We start from the raw sequence: 20000 nt of genomic DNA, 5'->3' as shown, positions 1-20000 counted from the left end.
GGCAACCCGCCATAGCGGACGCAGGGAGCCCTCTGACGTCTGCGCAGCGCCACGCACATGGGGATGGCCAACCCCCCCTACCGGACCGACTCCCCCGACCGCCTTGGCGCGCCTCCACGCCTGTCACCGGCACCGCGACCCCGCGGAACCGTCATGATCACCTCAGTCGCCCCGACGGATACCACAGGCACGCTCCAGGCGCCAAGGGGCGCCTGGAGCACCGGGGCTACTGGAGAGCGCAGGGGCGCAGGGAGCGTCAGGCGGGCGCCAGCCGAACGCCGGTCTCAGCCGTAGGTGTCACGGGGTCCTCGACCGCCGGTTCGGATGGACCCGTGCCGCCAGGACGGCGCCGTCGGTCCACGCACAACGATCCGGCGGACCACGTGTGGACCGAGCTCCCGGTGCAGGATGCCGAGGAGCTGCCGGGACAGCATGCGCAGCTGGGTCGCCCAGGCCGTCGACTCCGCGACAAGTTCCAGGTCTCCGTCACGCAGGGACACCGGGGTGCAGTGGTCGGCGATGTCCGGCCCGACGATGACATCCCATCGGGCCAGGACGTTCGCATCGCTCGCCTGAGCCTTCCAACCACGGGCCGCCAGCAGCCGGTTGATCGCCGTCCCGAAACCGACCGGTTCGCGCCATTCCCGGCCGGGCGGTGCGATGCCCGGCATCCGCGGCCGGCGGGGCACCTGGTCGTCCGACGGGTCGGCCCGCCGGGCACCGAGGCGGGCCCGAGAGCCCGGGCCCCACGGGCCGCCCGTCCCGGTGGCGCCGGCGGATGCCTCCTCATCGGCCCACGTGCCGCCGTCAGCACCTGGCATCCCGCCACCGCAACCAGGGCCGGGTCCGGCCGGACCCGGCCCGGCCGGGTGGCGGGCGGTGTGGCCGGCGCCCCCCCGTCCCCGCCCACGCTCCCGCGCGTCCCGTTTGGCCTGGGCGAGGATCTCCCGCGCCAGGTCCGCTCCGCGGGCTGCGGTGCCGTCCGGCCCCTCGGTCTTCCCTCGGCTCCCGGCCCCTCCCCGGGACCGCCCGGACGCGGTGGACCCGGACGCGGTGGACCCGGACGCGGTGGGATGGTCCCGGGGGTCTGGGCGCTCAGTGGGCATGCTGGACCTCTCCGTCGGCGACGGCGTACCGCACCCCGGTCAGCTCCGTGGGAACGTCGGTTTCGACCGCGGCTGTGACCAGTACCTGCTCCGCGGAGGCGACGAGTTCCGCGAGCCGACCGCGGCGACGCGTGTCCAGTTCGGCGAAAACGTCGTCCAGGAGCAGGACCGGCTCGCGGTCATCGGCACGCAGCAGGTCGAACGAGGCCAGCTTGAGCGCGAGGGCGAGGGACCAAGACTCGCCGTGACTCGCGTAGCCTCGGGCCGGGAGCCCGTTGATCGACAAGAGTAGATCGTCGCGGTGCGGACCGACCAGCGTCATCCCCCGTTCGACCTCCCGCGGCCGGGCGGCCTCCAGATCGGCGCGGATCGCCTCCGCCAGCATGGTCCGATCCGGTGCCGCCGGACCCGGCCGACCTGCGCCCGGCTGCTCTGGCTGGCCCGCTAGACCCGCTAGACCCGGTGGACCCGGTGGACCCGGTGCAGGCAAGGTGTCCGGGAGGGTGACGCTGGAACGGTAGTCCAGCGCGGTGGCGGACTCGGCGCCGGCGACGGCCTCGTACGCCGCAGCCACGGCCGGCCGCAACGCATCGACGAGTGCCAACCGCGCGGCCAGCACCTCGGCGCCATGCGTGGCCAGGTACCCGTCCCAGACGTCGAGGGTGCGCAGATCTCCCTGCCCCCCGGCTCGCCGGGCCGTCCCGGCGGTGCGTAGCAGGGTCGATCGTTGTTTGAGGACCCGGTCGTAGTCGGCGAGGACCGCGGCCATCCTCGGGGTCCGGGCGATCAGCAGCTCGTCGAGGAACTGACGACGCTGCGCCGGATCCCCCTTCACCAGGGCCAGGTCCTCCGGGGCGAACAGCACCGTGCACAGCAGACCGACGATGTCACGCGGCCGGGCGACGGGAGCCCGGTTCAACCGGGCCCGGTTCGCCTTTCCCAGAACGATCTCGATCTCCACCAGCGCGGCCCGGTCACCCCGGACGATCCTGGCGCGGATGACCGCCCGAGACGCGCCGTCACGGACCAGCGGGGCGTCCCCGGCGACCCGGTGGCTGGCCAGCGTGGCGACATAGCTGATCGCCTCGATCACGTTGGTCTTCCCCTGGCCGTTACCACCCACGAAGGTGGCCACTCCCGGACCCAGCGTCAGGTCAAGGGCTGGGTAGGACCGGAAGTCGACGAGGGACAGGTGCGTGAGGTGCACGTCACCCGTGCAGGCGGATCGGCATCAGCAGGTACCGGTAGTCGGGGACCTCGCCGTCGTCGTCGGCCTTCCCGGTCAGGATCGCCGGCTTGTTCGCCGCCACCGCCGGGTCCTCCGCGCTGGCGAAACCGACCCGTACGACGTCCGACTCCAGCGCCCCGAGCGCGTCGAGCAGGTACGACGGGTTGAACGCCACAGACAGCTCCGGCCCGTCGTAGGTCACCGGGAGGGTCTCCGTCGCCTGCGCCTCACCGCCCGTTCCAGCCTCCAGCACGAGGTGGTCCGGGGAGAACGTCAGCTGCACCGGTGCGGTCTTCGCAGCGACCAGCGCCACCCGTTTGACAGCCTCCTGCAACGGGGCGATCTCCAGCTGCGCGATCAACGGCGAGCTGTCCGGCAACAGCTTGCGGTAGGGCGGGAAGCTTCCGTCGAGCAACCGGGTCGTCGTCTGCCGGGTCGAGCCGGCGAAACCAGCCAGCGTCTCGCCGGAGGGCCCCGTCCCGAGCGCGATGGACACCTCCACCCCCGAACCTGACAACGACTTCGCGGTGTCGAGCAAGGTGCGGGCCGGCACGAGGGCGACCGTGACCGGTGTGGGCGGTGTGGGCGGGGGGCTGCCCACACCGCCCACACCGAGCCCGGCGGCTGTTTCCGACGGCCGCCACTTCAGCGTCCGGACGGCGAGCCGGTAACGGTCGGTCGCGGCGAGGGTGAGGGTGTCCCCCTCGATCTCGATGCGGACCCCGGTAAGGACCGGCAGCGTGTCGTCACGACCGGCCGCGATCGCCACCTGTGAGACCGCCGCAGCGAACGCGGATCCCTCGATGTGCCCCGTGATCGGGGGCATGGCCGGAAGGGCTGGGTAGTCGTCCACCGGCAGCATCGGCAACGCGAACCGAGCATTGCCACAAGTGATCATCAAACGGGTGCCGTCGATGCCCAGATCGACCGGTGCCGCGGGCAGCGCCCGGGTGATCTCCGCGAGCAGCTTGCCGTTGACGAGCCCGCGCCCCTCCTCCGACACGGTCGCGTGCACCGTGCACTGGGCGGCCACCTCGTAGTCGTACGCGGCGATCTTGAGCATCGGTCCGGTCGCGTCGAGGAGCAGGCCCGAGAGCACCTGCAACTGGGTGGTCGGCCGGCTTGGCAACGTGCGTGCGGTCCAGGCGACCGCTTCGGTGAATTCGTCCCGTTCCACCTGGAACTTCATGGTTAGGCCTCCTGTCGTTCCCTCCGGTTGTTCGGAGTCACCCCGCAGGGAACACCGACCAGCATCTCAGAGTGCCAGCAGACGCCGACGAGCGGTCGGCCGCGCTCCGGGCGCTTGCCCGGGGTCCAGCCGCGGCACGTAGATCGCTCGGCTCCGGGCTCGAGCCGTTGTCCACACCCCCTAGTACTAAGAGCTTTTGATCATTCTTAGAAAAATCTAGTTGGTCGTAGTAGTAGGGGGTGTGGATACTGGGGATAACTGCTGTTTCCGCAGGTCAGAGGGGTTGTCGGCCGGTGCAAATCTTGTGGGTGGATCTGTGCATGCGCGCAGTGGTTATCCCCAGGCCCGATCTGCGTCCACAAGGACCACGTTGTCCCTCCACAGGCCGTCCCCGAGTTGTCCACAGGCTGTCCACTGCCACTCCACGGTCCCGACCGCAGGCTGTCCACAACGTTTTCCACAAGCTGTGGGCGGAACCACCCAGTGGGCTCGGTGCGGTTGTCCCCGGTTGTCCCCGGTTGTCCGTGGTCGTTCGGGGGAGTCCTGCCCCGCGGCGTCCGGTCCATGCGCCATGTGTGACACCCGGCGAGGCGTCACGCCCCGCCGTCGGGCGGCAGCCATCGGTCCGCAGGACCGTTCCGGCCGGGGGGAATAGGAGGAACCGAGCTGCCCGGCGGTGGGCAGCGGCGGTGGCAGCGGCGGTGGCAGCGGGCAGCGGCGCTAGGCCTGCCGGGCCTGCAGACGGATGCGGTTCGTCAGCTCGGTGACCTGGTTGTAGATCGCGCGTCGTTCCGCCATCAGACCGCGGATCTTGCGGTCGGCATGCATGACCGTCGTGTGATCCCGACCCCCGAAGTGCTGGCCGATTTTCGGTAGCGACAGGTCGGTCAGCTCCCGGCACAGGTACATCGCGATCTGACGGGCGGTGACCAGCACGCGGCTACGTGAGGTGCCGCACAGGTCCTCCATCGAGACGCCGAAGTACGCCGCCGTTGCGTTCATGATTGCGGCGGCCGTGATGTCGGGATTGCCGGCATCGGGGATGAGATCACGCAGCACGATCTCGGCGAGCGTGCGGTCGACGTGGGACTTGTTCAGGCTTGCGAAGGCCGCGACCCGGATCAGCGCCCCCTCCAGCTCACGGATGTTGCGCTCGATGTGCGTGGCGATGTATTCGAGGACGTCCGGAGGTACCGGCAGGCGCTCCGTGGCCGCCTTCTTCGACAGGATGGCGATGCGCGTCTCGAGGTCGGGCGGGGTGATGTCGGTCATCAGTCCCCACTCGAAGCGGCTGCGCAGCCGGTCCTCCAGGGCCGAGAGCTGCTTGGGCGAGCGGTCGGAGCTGATCACGATCTGCTTCTCGCCGTCGTGCAGGACGTTGAAGGTGTGGAAGAACTCCTCCTGCGTCCGCTCCTTGTTCTCCAGGAACTGGATGTCGTCGACAAGCAGGACGTCGATGTCACGGTAGCGTCGCTGGAACGCCTGCTGGCGGTCGTCCCGGATCGAGTTGATGAAGTCGTTGGTGAACTCCTCGGAGCTCACGTACTTCACCCGCATGTTCGGGTAGAGCTTGAGTGCGTAGTGGCCGATCGCGTGCAGAAGGTGAGTCTTGCCGAGCCCGGAGTCCCCGTAGATGAAAAGCGGGTTGTAGGCCTTCGCGGGTGCCTCGGCGACGGCCACCGCTGCCGCGTGGGGGAACCGGTTGCTGTCGCCGATAACGAACGTCTCGAAAATGTAGCGGGGGTTTAGCCGGGCCTGGGCCGGTTCGGTCTCGTGCGGCGCCGCATCGCGTCCGAGACCCGCGCTGACCCGTACCGGTGGTGTTCCCTCGGTGGCGTCGGGGAAGGGCAGTTCGCCGTTCACCAGTGCCGTCGGTGCCGGTGCCGGTGCCGGAGCGGCTGATGCCGGGGCCGCCGACGAGCCCGGTCTCGCCCCCGGCACCGGGGTTGCGGCGGTGTCGGTCGATCCCGATCCGGCATCCGCGTTCAACGCCGAACCGGAGGCGGGGCCCGAGCCCTGACCCGGTGCGGTGTCGCCTCTGGCGTCCACCGGCCGTACGATCCGGATCGGTCCGCTCATCGGTTCCGGATCGGGCAGGTGTTCGACGGTGACCGCGACCCTGATCTCCCGCCCATAGGCTGTGGACAACGCTGTGGACAAGAAGGGGCGCAGGCGCGAGTCGAGGAGATCCTTGGTGAACTCGTTCGGCGCGGCCAGCAGAGCCGTGTCCTGGACGAGCCCGAGGGGGCGGGTCAGCCGCAGCCAGGCACGCTGCTGGGCGGACAGCGTGCCGTCGGCGACCCCGGCGACGGCCTGGCTCCACACCGCGGCCAGGTCCGGGTCACCCGAAGGTTCGTCCCCGAACGGCAGACCGGCGACGGAGTCGGCGCGGAGGTTGGACACGGGGGCTCCTCGGGCAGTTCGGTACGGTTTGCGGGTGGTGCTGCTCCCCGCGTGCTGGAGGTGCGTCGCGGCTGATGCGGCTGGTGATGTGGTCCCCGGCCACCGAGCGACCGAGGGGCCTCGTCGCGATGGTTCTCCACATCGTCGTCCACAACCTGTGCATGGACACGACACGGCATGCGGCGTGGCGCAACCGGCTCGTTCCCGGGGATGAACCTGTATCAGTGAGGTCATTTGAATCCGCTCCAGGTCCCCCCGCTCCGCCCTGGCCCCTCCGCCGACCGCCCTCTCCACAGGCGTTTTCCACAGGTCAGAGTGCACCGAGCCGGTCGTTCTCACCGAACGCGGGCATACCTGACGCCGTCTGGTGCCCGCCCCGAGTGAGACGTTGCCACCAGGATCGTAAGGTGCGGCCCGAGCCGCCGTGCCGGGGCCGGAACGTACCCGCGGCGGCCGGGCCGCGTCCCTGCCCCATCGTCGGAGGCGCCGAGGGCCCGCTGCGGCAGTGTGGCATTCCACGGCCGCCGGACGGATGCCGGCTAGCCGCGGCCGCGGTCGCGGTGCGCTCGCGTCTTGGCGTTCGGTGTAGTGCCGTTGTGGCAAGGTCGGCCTGGTGGCGACCGGGCGATGGCCGGATGACGGTGGTGCGGCCAGCCGCGGCCGGCGGGCACGGGGTCGGCGGATCGCCGAAGGTCCCCCCTGCCCGGCAGCGATCCCTCGCCGCCGGACCGTCCGAGGCACCGCCCTGTGTAGGCTGGGCCGAACCGCGGTGTTAGACCGCTTCGTTTGTCGTGGGATCTGCTTGTCCGGGCCGTGTGGTGCGGCCCACTCCCCCCTCGGCGGCGAAGATCACCGCCCGCGTCCATCTTGTAGACGGAGTTCTCACGTGAGTAAGCGCACCTTCCAGCCGAACAACCGTCGGCGGGCCCGCACGCACGGGTTCCGACTGCGCATGCGGACTCGCGCGGGCCGCGCGATCCTGTCCGCCCGCCGTCGTAAGGGCCGCAGCGAGCTCTCCGCCTGACGGCGGGGTCCCGCTGGTCCTGCTGGTACCCCTTGCCGGTCATGCTTCCTGAGGGCTCCCGCGTCCGAACCCGGGACGAGCATGCCCGGGTGGGGACCATGGGTCGGCGAACCCGATCCGGCCCGCTTGTTGTCCACAGTCTGTGGACAACAAGCGGCGGTCCGGCACGGGCCGGCTTTGTGGTCGGCCGTCGGGTGGGGAAGGCGGTCGTGCGTAACAGAGTGCGGCGCCGGTTGCGGGAACAGGTACGGGTTCGGCTGGACACGCTCGCGCCGGGGACGATGCTGGTCGTGCGTGCGCTGCCCGATGCGGCGACGGCGAGCTCCGCGGAGCTCGGCCGTGCGCTGGACGCCGCGCTCGCCAGGGTGGCCCGGCCGGCGGATGCCAGGCGCCCGGATGGGTGTGGACGATGACCGCCGGGACGGTGCTGGTCGTGCTGCTGGCCACGGCGGCCGTCGTCGACCTCCTGCTGGCCTCCCGGATGGTGTGGCGCCGTCTGCCGCGGGTCGCCCGCAACGCCGACGGCGCGGTACGCGGTCCCCTGGCCTGGACCTTTATCGGGCTCGTGCGGCTCTACCGAGCCGGCTGGTCGGCCCGCAACGCCGGCATGTGCCGGTTCGAGCCGTCCTGTAGCGCCTACGCGTTGGCCGCGGTGCGGCGCCACGGGGGTATGCGTGGCGGTGCCCTCGTCGTCGCCCGGTTGCTGCGCTGCCAACCGTTTGCGGCCGGCGGGTACGACCCCGTGCCGGGAACGGATCCGGCTCCGGGAATCGTTCGGAGACCCAGGGGCACGATGGCCGACCCCGGCAGGTCTCCCGACGGTCGGAGCGCGGGCGATCCGGTCGTCGCCGTACCGCCCGTCCACAGGCATGGTCCTCCGTCTCCCAGCCGGGGGGCGCGGGCCGAGATCGCCGGTTCCGGTCGCGGACCGTGGGTGTGAGGAGTCAGACTGTTGTTGGATCCCCTATACCACCTCGCGGCGAACGCGATCGTCTTCTTTCACCAGGGATTCGCGCCGATCTTCGGTGCTGCCAGTTTCTTCTCCTGGGCCTTTTCGGTCGTCCTGCTGGTCGTCTGCGTCCGTATTCTGATCTTCCCGCTGTTCGTCAAGCAGGTGAAGTCGCAGCGGACGATGCAGGTGATGCAGCCCCGGATCAAGGAGATCCGGGAGAAGTACGGGCACGACAAACCCCGCATGCAGCAGGAGATGATGGCGCTGCAGCGGGAGCATGGAAACCCGCTTCTCGGCTGCCTCCCGATCTTCCTCCAGATCCCGCTGTTCATCGCGCTGTTCCACGTGTTCACCCACCTGGCGCCGATGAACGAGGGCCCGAACCACTCGCTGGTCTGGCGTCCCCGGGTCGGGCTCTCCGCGGACCAGGTGGAGCAGATCGCCTCGGCCAAGGTGTTCGGCATCTCGTTGGCGAGCAAGTTCACCTCCGATGGCGATTTCTCGCGCTTCCTCGGCGTCGACAGCACGCACGTCAGGATTCTCGCGATCGTCCTGATCGTGCTGATGGGTCTTACGACCTTCCTCACGCAGCGCCAGATCATGGCCCGCACCGGTCCGGTCGACCCGCAGCAGGCGATCGTGCAGAAGGCGCTGCTCTACGGCTCCCCGCTGATGCTCGCCTTCTTTGGTTTCCGTTTCCCGATCGCCGTGCTGCTGTACTGGCTCACCACCAACCTGTGGAGCATGGGCCAGCAGTTCTTCATCATGAAGAAGATGCCGCCGATCAAGACCGAGGATGCGAACGGCCGGCTGCCCGGTGCCCGTCCGGCCGCCGACGGCGCCGTCGCCCCCGCTCGGCCGGCTCCCGGTGTCCGAGCCGGGGCGAAGTCGAAGAACCGCCCCCGGTCTGCCTCGGTGACCCCGACCAAGGGCGGCGATTCCGGTGCCGCGGCGGCCGGTCGGACGTCCTCGACGGCTCCCCCCGGCACCCGGTCCCGTAACGGCACCTCGACCGCGACCCGTACTGCGGTGACTCCGAAGGCGGGGGTGACCCCGAAGAGCGGTAAGGCGGGGGCGCCGGCCGGTCCCGGTGCCAACGGCGTCTCGGGCGGTGGCGTCTCGGGCGGTGGCGTCTCGGACAACGGCGTCGCCGCTACCACGGCCGCATCCACGGAGCGGAGCGCGGAGGCGAAGACCAGCGCGGCGGGCCGCAGGAACGCCCCGGGCAAGAATGCCGGGCAGAGCGCGGCGAGCGGGCCGACGGCACCCTCCGACGGGGAGAGCACGCCCCGGCCGGCACCCGTACCCGCCGGAGTGCGGCGCCAGGTCGGCGGCTCCCGACCCGCGAAACGGCGCGGCAAGGGCAAGCGGCCCGGTGGGCGGCGTTGATCCGGGAGACGCCGTTCCCGACCAACCGACCAACCGACCGACAGGCAGGCTGCCGACCCGATTTCGTCATCGAGTGGCGGCATCCCGTAATCTCTGCTCCGCCGCCCCCGTTCCCCTGGAGAGTCGCTGATGACCGGTTCGGCACCTGAACTGGCTGTGGATGGAGCCGGAGTCTCCGACGAGCACGCTCCCTCGGACGAGACTGCCGGCACGGAGGATCGGCGTCTGTCCGATCTCGAGTTGGAAGGCGAGATCGCCGCCGACTACATCGAGGGTCTGCTCGACATCGTCGACATGGACGGTGACCTCGACCTCGACGTCGAGAGCGGCCGCGCCGTCGTCGCCGTGGTAGGCGAGGGGCTGGACAAGCTCATCGGGGCGGGCGGCGAGACGCTGGAGGCGTTGCAGGAACTGACCAGGCTCGCGGTGCTCCAGAAGACGGGCACCCGCAGCCGTCTCATGCTCGACGTCGGCGGCCATCGCGCCCGGCGGCGGGTCGAGCTTCGCAAGATTGCGATCGCCGCGGCGTCGCGCGCCATCACGCGTGGTGAGCCGGAGAAGCTGGCTCCCATGACGCCGTTCGAGCGCAAGGTGGTGCACGACACCGTTGCCGGGATCGACGGCGTGCACAGTGAGTCCGAGGGTGAGGAACCCGGCCGCCGGGTGGTCATCCTTCTCGGCTGACCGGCGCCGACCGATGGCGGGTCGGTGGCGGCCGGCGCGTTCCGCCGTGCTGGCCGCCGCTGTGGGTGTCGGCTTGGCGGCCGTGCTCGGCATTCTGCATGCCTATCTGACCAGACCCTTCTGGTACGACGAGATCTGGCGCGCCCACTTCGTCAGCGAACCGGCGTCCTCGTTCTGGCCGGAGCTGACCGTCGCCAACACCCCCTCGGCGCTGGGTTGGTTCGGCCTGACCCGGGTGGCCGGCGAGGTCCTCGGCTGGCACAGCTGGTCGCTCCGGCTTCCCGGGTATCTCGCCGTGCCCTTGCTCGGTGCCGCGATCGTCCTGCTCACCCGCCGTTTCACCGGCCTGGTCGCGGCGGTGTTCGCCACGTGCTGGCTGTGCCTGAACGTGACCTTCCTGGATCTCGCGACCCAACTCAAGCCGTATTCCGTCGAGGCGCTGGCCGCCGTCTGCATCGTCCTCGCCTGGTCGACCGGATCATCTCCGCGGCCCTCGCTGTCCCCGCGGCCCTCGCTGTCCCCGCAGCCTGAACCTGTCACCGGCGGGTTCTCCCGTGCCCGGCTCCTGCGACGCACCGCGGCGGGCCTGTTGGCCCTGACCGCCGTGCCCGGGATCTTTCTGGTGCTGCCGTTGGCGACCGCGGAGGTATGGCGCGGTCCGGCGCGGCGCTGGCGACTGGTGGAATGCCTGCCCGCGGTCGCCATCAGCGTGGCGCACACCGTGTTCTTCATCGGGCACCAGTCCAGTCAGCGTCGCGGCGACTACTGGGATCGCCAGTTCATCGCCGGTCGTGGGCCGGTCGAGGCCGTACGCTTCATCGTCGATCAGATGCGAGCCTTCATCACCGGTATGCCGCCCGGCATCGACCGGTTCGACCCGAGCCTCATCCATGCGACGGTGCCCGGGGGACCGGTTGTCTCGGTGCTGCTCGCCGTGGCGGTGTCGATCGCCGGCCTGACCGGCGTCCTCGTGCTGGCACGACGACCGGACGGCAGGCTGCTCCTCACCGTGCTCGGCGGAGCCCAGGTGCTGATGCTGGGAGCGAGCGCCGCGCGGTACTGGCCGTTCGGGCCGACCCGGACCAACCTCTTCGTCGTGCCGCTGATCGTCGTTGTGATCGTGGTGGGCGCCCGGCGGCTGGTGGTCCTGTTCGTGGCGGCGGTGCGACCTCGTATCCCCGCCGTCGGGCCTCAGCCGGCCGTACCGGCACCGATGGCCGCGACCCCGACCCTCCCTACCGGAAGGACCGTCACCGAGCAGTCACGATTGGATGTTTCCGGTGTCTCGCCGACGTCGAGCGCCGGCGCGAACACGATTTCTCCGACCGCCGTGCTGCCGTTGGCCGGCCTCGCAGTGATCATCTTGCTTGGTGTCCCGCTCCTGGGAACCTCGCTGTCGGGAAGCGGGCAGCTCTGGGATCATCGGCACCGGACTCGTGGCCTCGATCGGATGGTCGACGCGGCCATCGCGGCCCGGCAGCTGCACCGCCCGGGAGACCTGGTGGTGGTCGGGGGCCGCCTCGCCCGGCCTGGCTGGCTGTACGCGATGGAGGCGAGTGACGACCCGGCGCGTGAGCCGGCCGCTCTCCCCAGTGCCGGCGCCGGGCGGCTACCGGCCCGGGTACCACGGCAGGACACGATCTTCTTCGGCGCTGCGGGTACCTCCCTGGTCGGCGAGCTGGCGAACCGCCGGGTCCCGCCGACCCGGCTGCTCGTCTTCGTCTTCGACGCGGAGCGGCCGGCGCTCGCGCCCGACCTGGCCGCGCTGCCCCGGGCGGGGTGGTGCGCCGGCCGTGGCTGGCAGTTCCCCCTCACCGGAACGCTGACCGTCTTCGATCGCTGCGCCGGCGCCGCCCCGCGACTCGATCGGCCGCAGCGGAGCGTGGTGTCCGACCGGACGACCTGACATCCGTCCCCCGGGCCGGAACCGTGCCTCCCGTGGGGGTGGCGGCGCGAGCACCTCGAGGTCGGCGGGGATGCTTGTCGGGTGCGCGGTCTTCTGACTTTCTCGTCCTGCCCAGCTTTCTCGCCCTGTCCGGCCGGGTCCACGGATCCGGTCTCCCACCCGCCCGCTGCCGGCGGTCACCTGGCGATGCCCACGGGCCCAACCCGGCTCGGCTCGATGCTGTGGCCGGTCGAGGTGACGCAGGCGGCCCGGCCGGCGCGGGCTGGCCGCATGGCACGGCGGGGGATCCGGCCATGACGGGTCTCCCGGATGCCCCCGAGGTGCCCCCCGTCGCGGTGGAGATTTTCGGCACGCGGACCGGATCCGCGGCGCGCTACGTCGAGCTGCTGGCGACCGGCGGGGTCGAGCGCGGGCTGATCGGTCCGCGTGAGACTGACCGGCTCTGGGACCGCCACGTACTCAACTGCGCGGTCCTAGCCGACGTGGTCCCGGCGCAGGCCGATGTCGTGGACGTCGGCAGCGGCGCGGGGCTGCCGGGTATCCCGCTGGCGCTCGCCCGCCCGGATCTGCGGGTGGTGCTGCTCGAGCCGATGGAACGCCGGTGCCGATTCCTGCACGAGGTTGTGGCGACCATAGGTCTGGAGGACCAGATTTCTGTGGTACGTGGCCGCGCGCCGGATGCCGGAATCGGCCCGGACGGTCGTAGATTCGGGATAGCCGTAGCCCGCGCAGTCGCTCCCCTGGAGCGGCTGGGCGCAATCCTCTTTCCGATGCTGCGACCAGGTGGTGTCATGCTGGCGATGCGCGGTTCACGGATCCTGGAGGAACTGCAGGACGCGCGCAGCGGTCTCGGAACTCAGGGTTGGCATCCCGTGGATGTCGTGAGGTGCGGGGAGGGGCGGGTGGAGGAACCCGCCCGTGTCCTCCGGGCCGTACGTTCATCCCAGCGCACCCGGGCCGAGAGCAGGGGAGGGCGCGGCGACGGTGAGCGGCACGATGGCAGACAGGTCAGACGGACGTCACGGGATTCACTCCGATCACGGGAGGTCGGTCGTGACCAGCCGACACGTGGACAGTCTCGTTCCACGTGAAACAGCGTCGGCGGGCCAGGGTGGGGCCAGGGGCGGGGGCTTGCGGGGCTATGACTCCGCGCTCTCCGCACTGGACCTACTCGATCCCTCGACCCCGATCGGAGCGGCGGCGGCAGCAGCAGTGGAAGCACTGGCGGTAGAACGACGACAACCATTCCCTCGCCCCACCCGGCGGCGCATCATCTCGGTCGCCAACCAGAAGGGCGGTGTAGGGAAGACGACGACGACGGTCAACCTGGCGGCGGCGCTGGCATCTCATGGCTCCCGGGTCCTGGTAATCGATCTTGACCCGCAGGGCAATGCCTCGACGGCGCTCGGCGTCAGCCATCATTCCGGGGTCCCCTCGATCTACGAGGTCCTGGTGGGGGATCGGCCCCTCGACGAGGTCATCGTGAAGTCCGCCGAGGCGCCGGGGCTGTTCTGCGCGCCCGCAACGATCGATCTTGCCGGCGCGGAGATCGAGCTGGTGTCGCTGGTGGCGCGGGAGAACCGGCTGCGGCGGGCCATCGCGAGCATGCAACGGGACGTCGACTATGTTTTCATCGACTGCCCGCCCTCTCTCGGGCTGCTGACCGTCAACGCCCTCGTGGCCGCCCGTGAGCTGCTCATCCCGATCCAGTGCGAGTACTACGCGCTGGAGGGCCTCGGCATGTTGCTGCGCAACGTGGAACTGGTGCAGGCGCACCTGAACCAGGAGCTGCGCCTGTCGACCATCCTGCTCACCATGTACGACTCCCGGACCAGACTGGCCGACCAGGTCGTCCACGAGGTCAAGGAACACTTCGGGGACCGGGTGCTGTCCACCACCATCCCCCGGAACGTGCGTCTGGCGGAGGCGCCGAGCTATGGGCAGTCCGCGCTGACGTACGATCCGACGTCGCGCGGCTCGCTGTCCTATCTGGCCGCGGCGCGCGAACTCGCGGAACGGGGTCGGGACTCGAATGGAGCGGCATGATGAGTGCTCGGCGCAGTGGTCTGGGGCGAGGGCTGGGGGCACTCATCCCGGTTGCTCCTCCTCCCCTCGACGGTCAGGTGGGCACCGCCTCGGCTGACTACGGTGACTACGCCGACTACGGCAGTGGCTACGGCGGCCGGGGGACGGGTCGCGGCTCCGGCGACGGCACCGGGCCGCTGCCCGTACACGGGGCGACCTTCCGCGAGATCCCCGTCGAGTCGGTCAGCCCGAACCCGCGCCAGCCCAGGACTCACTTCGATGAGGACGCCCTCGAAGAGCTGGCGGCGAGCCTCCGCGAGGTCGGGCTGCTCCAGCCGATCGTGGTACGCGAGGTGGCCCCCGAGCGCTACGAGCTCGTCATGGGTGAACGCCGGTGGCGTGCATCGAAGATCGCCAAGCTTCCACGGATTCCCGCCATCGTGCGGGAGACCGCGGACGACGCCATGCTGCGCGACGCGCTGCTGGAGAACCTCCACCGCCAGCAGCTCAACCCGCTGGAGGAGGCCGCGGCGTACGAACAGCTGCTCCGCGACTTCGGTGCGACGCACGAGGAACTGGCCAGTCGGCTCGGGCGGTCCCGGTCGCATGTCACCAACATGATCCGGCTGCTCGGGCTCTCGCCCACGGTACAAAGACGGGTGGCGGCCGGCGTGCTGTCGGCGGGCCATGCCCGCGCGCTGCTCTCGTTGCAGGATCCGGACGCCCAGGACCGGCTCGCCACCCGCATCGTCGCGGAAGGTCTCTCGGTGCGGGCCGTCGAGGAGATCGTGGCACTGGACGACGAGACCCCGCGTAAGCGGGCGTCGCGGGCGCCAGGGGCCGCCTCACCGGCCCTGGCGAGGCTCGCCGACCGCCTCTCGGATCGCTTTGAGACCCGCGTGAAGGTGGACATGGGCCGCAGCAAGGGGAAGATCACGGTCGAGTTCGCCTCGATCGAGGACCTGGAGCGGATCGTCGCCGTGATGTCGCCGTCGGCCTCGGTCGACGGCTTGTTGGACTAGGCGTCCGGCTCGGGTTCGCTCGGGGTTCTCTGGGGTTCTCGAGCCGGGCGCCGGGCGCGGATCGCGCGGTCCCGGGCTGTGCCGGGCTCCCCCCGGTGGCTGCGCGCCTGTCCGCCGAGTGCCGGGCCATCGCTGTGCTCAGGCGAGATTGCCGTGCTCAGGCGAGATTGCCGGCCTGGCCGACCTTGCGCAGCACGCCTTCCGGCGTCATCGATCCCAGCAGACGTTCCAGGGCAACCTCGACGTCCTCTCGCCAGCTCACCGCGTTCTTCACCTCGAGCCGCAGCCGCGGCCATCGATGGTGAGGCCGGACCGTCTTGAAACCGACCGCGAGGAGATAGTCGGCGGGCAGGATGCAGCGGGTGCCGGAGTTCTGGAGGTCACCGAACGCTTCCACCGCCTTGAAGCCGCGGCGGATGACGTCCTTGGCGACGGACTGGACGAGGATCCGCCCCAGCCCCTGCCCGGTGAACTCATCGACGATCGACGCTGTCATGAGCAGCACCGCGTCCGGTGAGACCGGGCTGGTGGGAAAGGCCGCCGATCGAGGCACGTAGGCCGGCGGAGCGAACATCACGAATCCGGCGGGGACGTTGTCGACATAGGCGATCTTTCCGCAACTTCCCCATTCCAGGAGGGCCAGGGAAACCCACGCCTCCTTCTCGAGGTCGGTGCCGCCGGCCTCCTCCGCGCGGCTCCGGGCCACCGGATCGAGCTCCCAGAAGACGCAGCGGCGGCAGGGCAGAGGGAGATCGTCAATATTGTCCAGGGTGATGTTCGCGATGCGACGGCTCATCGAAAAAGGCGCTCCATGGGTCGGCCACCGGGCCTCCGGTCGCCGAGGTCAACGTCGACGGACGCGGAGGCTGTTACGGAACCAGCCTAGGCTGCCGAGCATGAATTTTCCCCATCGACGCACCGGCCTCGTTTCACGTGAAACGTCAGCCTTGTCGATGGAATGCCTTGGTGACCGGTCAGGTGCGGCTAGCAAGGCGGGGGACGTGAAGCTGGCCCGTCGGCGCGTCCTGCTCGGGTGGGAGAAAGAGCCGTTGGGCCGCGGCGAGCACCGCCTCGGCGACGGTTGCCCGGAATGCGGTGGAACCAAGGGCCTTGGTGTCATGTTCGTTTGTCAGATATCCGAGGTCGAGCCGTACGGCCGGCATCCGGGTCCGCCGAAGCAGACTCCAGACCTTCGGATGGGTGCGGCAGTCCAGCATGTCGGTCCGGGAGACGATTTCACGGTGGACGAGCTGGGCGAAGCGCTCACCCACGGCGGACGACCCGCGCGCGTTGCCGTAGTAGTAGGCCGATACCCCCTGGGCGTGCGGGGATGGACTGCTGTCGGCGTGCAGCGAGATCAGGAGATCTGCTTCGAGCTCGTTCGCCCGCGCGGCCCGCTCCTCCTCGCTGGGGGACTCGTCCAGTCCGTGGATGAGGTGCGCCTGCAGGCCTGAGTCGAGTAGCCGCGTGGACATCCGGACGGCGAGGTCGGCCATGAGATCCCGTTCGCACAGATTGCCGCAGACGATGCCCGGATCGTCGCCACCGTGGCCGGGATCGATGGCGACGACGACTCCGAGCAGCGAGGAGCCGTGGGCCAACAGCCGGACAGACTCCCGCAGCACGTCGGGCCGGCCACCAGTGACCGTGCGCTGCAGGCGTTTGAGTTCGCGCAGGGTGTGTGGCCCGCATTGGCCGTCCGGATCGAGACCCCGGTTGCGCTGGAAGTCGCGGACCGCGGACTCGGTGCGTGGCCCGAAGATCCCATCCGTGCGGCCGACGTCGAAACCCATGTTGAACAGGCGCTCCTGGAGCGCCGCCACGTCATCGCCGACAAAAGGGTGCGCGGGACTGTGGTAGAGCAGACGGTCGCCGAGCTTATGGCGTGCCTCCTCCAAGGCACGCGCCGTGTCCGGACCGAGTATCCCGTCGGCGGACAGCCCCCGGCTCTGCTGAAAGGCGCGCAGCGCGTTGTCGAGATCTCGGTCGAACCGATCGGCTGGCTCGGCCGGAACGCCGCCGGGAGTACCGTCGACAGCCGGGACCCGCGTGTCCTGGGACGGGTCCGCGGCGGAGGCAGCACCTCTATCCGGGGCACTCTTACCCAGGGCACTCTTACCTGGGTCACCCTTACCCGGGCCGGCCGGATCCCGGCTCTGCCGGGGCGTCACGGGAAGAAAACCAAGATAGGTCAGGGCCGCCCGAACCTCGGCGACGGCGGAACCTTGGTCTCCCAGACGCAGCAGCTTCACCGATGCATACCTTTCAGCTCGCCTGCCCCAACGTGCCCCTGGCGAAACCCGGTGCCCCTGGCGAAACCCGATGGTCGGGGCCACCGCGTCGACGAATGATGCGCCGACGGCCGATTGCTGAATCTCAAGCCTAGGGCATGCCCGTGCGGTCTCGACCGACCGCGAACCGGATCCTCCAGTATTGACCGTGCGTGACCAGGCCGCCGTGATACTCCCACGATGCTCGTGACGGCGGGAGAAAGTTCCCGGGCCGCACGTGGTATCCGGTTGTCGTGGGCGAACCGGCGTGGACCAGTCCGGGAACGACGTCGGCCCGCCGGGATCACACCCGGCGGGCCGACGGTGGAACGACCGCGTGACGAGATCAAATGTAGGCCGAGAGGTCACGCAGCAGGGCGGCCTTCGGCTTCGCGCCGACAATGCTCTTGTCGATCGCGCCCTTGACGAACACAGCCATGGTCGGGATCGACAAGATCTGGTAGTTCCGGGCGGTCTCCGGGTTCTCGTCGATGTTCAGCTTGACGACCCGGAGCTTCTCGCCATGCTCCTTGGCGATCTCCTCCAGAACGGGTGCGACCATCTTGCAAGGGCCGCACCACTCGGCCCAGAAGTCCACCAGGACCGGCTTGTCGCTCTCCAGTACCTCGGTCACGAAGGTGCTGTCGGTCACGGGGGTGGTGGAACCTGCCATGTTGTTCTCCCTGATGGATGATCTCTTAGTGGACGGGAAGGCGATCAACGGGCCGGTGGTGGCCCGCGGACGGCGCCCGAACGGCCTTCGGGCAGCCGGGTCGGGCAGGCCTGATCCAGCGCCGCTCGGTCGGCCGCTCGGACAGACGACCGGGTCAGGCAGGTTGCGGCGTCGGGGTCACGACCCGGGGAGCCACGGTGATCACCTCGCCCGGACCCTCCCCGGCGGCGATGAAGCGCTCCGCGTCGAGAGCGGCGGCGCAGCCCGTGCCAGCCGCGGTGATGGCCTGGCGGTAGGTGTGGTCGACCACGTCGCCACAGGCGAAGACCCCGTCCAGGTTCGTCTTCGTGGTCGGGTGCGCGACCGAGATGTAGCCGGCGTCGTCGAGGTCGAGCTGACCACGGACGAGTTCGGTACGCGGAAGGTGACCGATCGCGACGAACAGCCCGGTGACCGGAAGATCCTTCTCCTCACCGGTGACGGTGTCGCGCAGCCGGACGCCGGTGAGCTTGTCCGTGCCCAGGAGCTCGGTGACCTCTGCGTTCCACCGGAACTGGATCTTCTCGTTGGCGAAGGCCCGCACCTGCATGATCGCGCTGGCCCGGAGTTTGTCCCGCCGGTGGATCACCGTCACCGAGCGGGCGAAGCGGGTCAGGAAGGTCGCCTCCTCCATCGCCGAGTCGCCCCCGCCAACCACCGCGATGTCCTGATCCCGGAAGAAGAAACCGTCGCAGGTCGCACAGGCGGAGACCCCGTGGCCGAGCAACCGCTCCTCGTGTTCGACGCCGAGCATGCGGTAGGCCGAACCGGTGGCGACGATGACCGTGCGGGCGAGGTAGGTCCTGTCCTCGATCTTGACGACCTTCGGGTTCGCCGCGAGGTCGAGCTCGGTGACGTCGTCGGCCACCAGTTCGGCTCCGAACCGCTCCGCCTGCCGCCGCAGGTTCTCCATCAGCTCCGGACCCTGGATGCCGTCCGGAAACCCAGGAAAGTTCTCCACCTCGGTGGTGTTCATGAGCGCTCCGCCGGCCGATACCGCGCCCTCGAACACGAGTGGCCGTAGGTTGGCCCGGGCGGTATAGACAGCGGCCGTGTACCCTGCGGGGCCCGAACCGACAATGACGACATCGCGTATGTCGTCCTCGCCGTCGGGCTGGCTGCCGCGGCCGGTGACATCCTGGCCGTCCTCCTGGGCTGTCACACCCGCTCCTTTCACGCTACGGGATCCCTGTGAGCCGGGTGGGCCCTCGCCGGTACCTGTCGCCCCGGCTTCATCCGAGTTCCTCGTTCATCGGTCCGTCCATGGAGACGGTGCCCGACAGCGACAACCGTCTCCGCGGGCATCTGATTCCATCCGTGCCCGCCACCGGTGCGTGCCACGGCCGGGCTCCCGGCCCTCTCGATGCGTCAACCCCCACCTCAGTGCCGCAGGGTGGACACGCTGTACCACGGCGCGGTGGAGACGGTGGTGATGCCGCAGCGGGCGTCGACGACCAGCACCCTGGCCACCGCCGGTTGCATGGGCACGGAGAGCACGATCAACAGCGCCGGATGGTCGTTGTAGACGACGCGGTCGACGGCGAGGATCGTGCCACCCGTCTGCGCCGCCAGGCTCTGGTAGCACGGGCGCAGGCCAGGGGTGTCCAGCACCGAGCGCAACCGGTCGACGTCCACCGTCGCAGGGGTCGTCGCGCCGCCGGCCGCCGCGGGCGCGGGCGGCGGCACGAGCGGCAGCGCCGCGGACCCCAGGATCCGGCCGGCCAGCAGTTCCCGGCCGTGCCGCACGACGTCCGAGGGAGCGACGCTCGCCTGCGAGACCGCCATCATGATGAGGGGAGCGGAGCTGGCGGAGCCGCGTTCGGCCACCACCGAACCGCCGCCCGGGCCGGAGCTGTCCACGGGGTTGGACGCCGCTACCCTGTGATCGACGTTGGCGCTCCGCAGACCGTGGTACACGAAGATCGCCGCCCCGAAGGTGATGAAGGCGATGCAGACCGCCATGATGGACACCCAGTCCCGTCGGGGGCGCGCACCCGGCGCACCCGGACGGCTCCGCGGATCCCGGCGCCGGGCCGGTTGACGGTCTGTGAGCCCAGCCCCCGCCCCACCTCGGCCGGGCCGCCTTGGCC

Annotated in this window: 18 protein-coding genes; 9 read left to right on the top strand and 9 right to left on the bottom strand. The window is 70.1% G+C overall.

What is annotated here, in order from left to right:
* Positions 1–284: 284 nt before the first annotated feature.
* The 4 genes from AC08OV_RS00505 to dnaA all read right to left on the bottom strand — a co-directional run bounded on the left by AC08OV_RS00505 (position 285) and on the right by dnaA (position 5926).
* A complete protein-coding gene (locus tag AC08OV_RS00505; protein WP_476619120.1) occupies positions 285–1106 on the bottom strand; it encodes a DciA family protein in 822 nt (273 codons plus the stop codon).
* The gene (recF, locus tag AC08OV_RS00500; protein ID WP_476614349.1) at positions 1096–2313 is read right to left on the bottom strand and encodes a DNA replication/repair protein RecF; all 1218 of its coding nucleotides are present in this window, start codon (positions 2311–2313) and stop codon (positions 1096–1098) included. Before recF ends, AC08OV_RS00505 begins: the two co-directional genes overlap by 11 nt.
* A 1-nt stretch (position 2314) precedes the next feature.
* Entirely contained in the window at positions 2315–3523 is a 1209-nt protein-coding gene (dnaN, locus tag AC08OV_RS00495) for a DNA polymerase III subunit beta (RefSeq protein ID WP_476614348.1), read from the bottom strand.
* Positions 3524–4243: 720 nt separating this feature from the next.
* Positions 4244–5926 (bottom strand): chromosomal replication initiator protein DnaA, encoded by a 1683-nt coding sequence (dnaA, locus tag AC08OV_RS00490; protein WP_476614347.1) that lies wholly within the window; start codon positions 5924–5926, stop codon positions 4244–4246.
* Positions 5927–6812: 886 nt separating this feature from the next.
* On the opposite strand from dnaA, the gene rpmH reads away from it, so the two are divergent.
* The 9 genes from rpmH (at position 6813) to AC08OV_RS00445 (ending at position 14928) form a co-directional block, all read left to right on the top strand.
* The gene (gene rpmH, locus AC08OV_RS00485) at positions 6813–6950 is read left to right on the top strand and encodes a 50S ribosomal protein L34 (RefSeq protein WP_011438902.1); all 138 of its coding nucleotides are present in this window, start codon (positions 6813–6815) and stop codon (positions 6948–6950) included.
* Between the two features lie 41 nt (positions 6951–6991).
* Positions 6992–7363, top strand: a complete 372-nt coding sequence (rnpA, locus tag AC08OV_RS00480) for a ribonuclease P protein component (protein ID WP_476614346.1) — start codon at positions 6992–6994, stop codon at positions 7361–7363.
* Positions 7360–7890 (top strand): membrane protein insertion efficiency factor YidD, encoded by a 531-nt coding sequence (gene yidD, locus AC08OV_RS00475; protein ID WP_476614345.1) that lies wholly within the window; start codon positions 7360–7362, stop codon positions 7888–7890. Before rnpA ends, yidD begins: the two co-directional genes overlap by 4 nt.
* 12 nt (positions 7891–7902) lie before the next feature.
* The gene (yidC, locus tag AC08OV_RS00470) at positions 7903–9291 is read left to right on the top strand and encodes a membrane protein insertase YidC (protein ID WP_476614344.1); all 1389 of its coding nucleotides are present in this window, start codon (positions 7903–7905) and stop codon (positions 9289–9291) included.
* 129 nt (positions 9292–9420) lie between these two features.
* Positions 9421–9975 carry a Jag family protein gene (locus AC08OV_RS00465; protein WP_462187257.1) on the top strand — a complete coding sequence of 185 codons (555 nt, stop codon included), beginning with the start codon at positions 9421–9423 and terminating at the stop codon, positions 9973–9975.
* 13 nt (positions 9976–9988) lie between these two features.
* Positions 9989–11881, top strand: a complete 1893-nt coding sequence (locus AC08OV_RS00460) for a hypothetical protein (protein WP_476614343.1) — start codon at positions 9989–9991, stop codon at positions 11879–11881.
* Between the two features lie 293 nt (positions 11882–12174).
* Positions 12175–12972 carry a 16S rRNA (guanine(527)-N(7))-methyltransferase RsmG gene (gene rsmG / locus AC08OV_RS00455; protein WP_476614342.1) on the top strand — a complete coding sequence of 266 codons (798 nt, stop codon included), beginning with the start codon at positions 12175–12177 and terminating at the stop codon, positions 12970–12972.
* 40 nt (positions 12973–13012) lie between these two features.
* The gene (locus AC08OV_RS00450; protein WP_476619119.1) at positions 13013–13927 is read left to right on the top strand and encodes a ParA family protein; all 915 of its coding nucleotides are present in this window, start codon (positions 13013–13015) and stop codon (positions 13925–13927) included.
* The gene (locus AC08OV_RS00445) at positions 13927–14928 is read left to right on the top strand and encodes a ParB/RepB/Spo0J family partition protein (RefSeq protein WP_476615207.1); all 1002 of its coding nucleotides are present in this window, start codon (positions 13927–13929) and stop codon (positions 14926–14928) included. Before AC08OV_RS00450 ends, AC08OV_RS00445 begins: the two co-directional genes overlap by 1 nt.
* Before the next feature lie 157 nt (positions 14929–15085).
* On the opposite strand, the gene AC08OV_RS00440 is transcribed toward AC08OV_RS00445, so the two are convergent.
* The 5 genes from AC08OV_RS00440 to AC08OV_RS00420 form a co-directional block, all read right to left on the bottom strand.
* Entirely contained in the window at positions 15086–15724 is a 639-nt protein-coding gene (locus AC08OV_RS00440; protein WP_476615206.1) for a GNAT family N-acetyltransferase, read from the bottom strand.
* 178 nt (positions 15725–15902) lie between these two features.
* On the bottom strand, positions 15903–17180 hold the full coding sequence (locus tag AC08OV_RS00435) for an N-acetylmuramoyl-L-alanine amidase (protein ID WP_476615205.1): 1278 nt from the start codon (positions 17178–17180) through the stop codon (positions 15903–15905).
* A 364-nt stretch (positions 17181–17544) separates the two neighbouring features.
* On the bottom strand, positions 17545–17871 hold the full coding sequence (gene trxA, locus AC08OV_RS00430) for a thioredoxin (RefSeq protein ID WP_476615204.1): 327 nt from the start codon (positions 17869–17871) through the stop codon (positions 17545–17547).
* Positions 17872–18025: 154 nt separating this feature from the next.
* Positions 18026–19072, bottom strand: coding sequence for a thioredoxin-disulfide reductase (gene trxB, locus AC08OV_RS00425; protein WP_476615203.1), 1047 nt, complete (start codon positions 19070–19072; stop codon positions 18026–18028).
* Positions 19073–19290: 218 nt separating this feature from the next.
* Positions 19291–19881, bottom strand: coding sequence for a hypothetical protein (locus AC08OV_RS00420; protein WP_476619118.1), 591 nt, complete (start codon positions 19879–19881; stop codon positions 19291–19293).
* Between the last annotated feature and the right edge of the window lie 119 nt (positions 19882–20000).

The organism is Frankia sp. CeTa3Moorea, assembly GCF_978021225.1.
The sequence above is the reverse complement of the archived record's forward strand: the minus strand, read 5'-3'. Positions and strand labels throughout refer to the sequence as shown.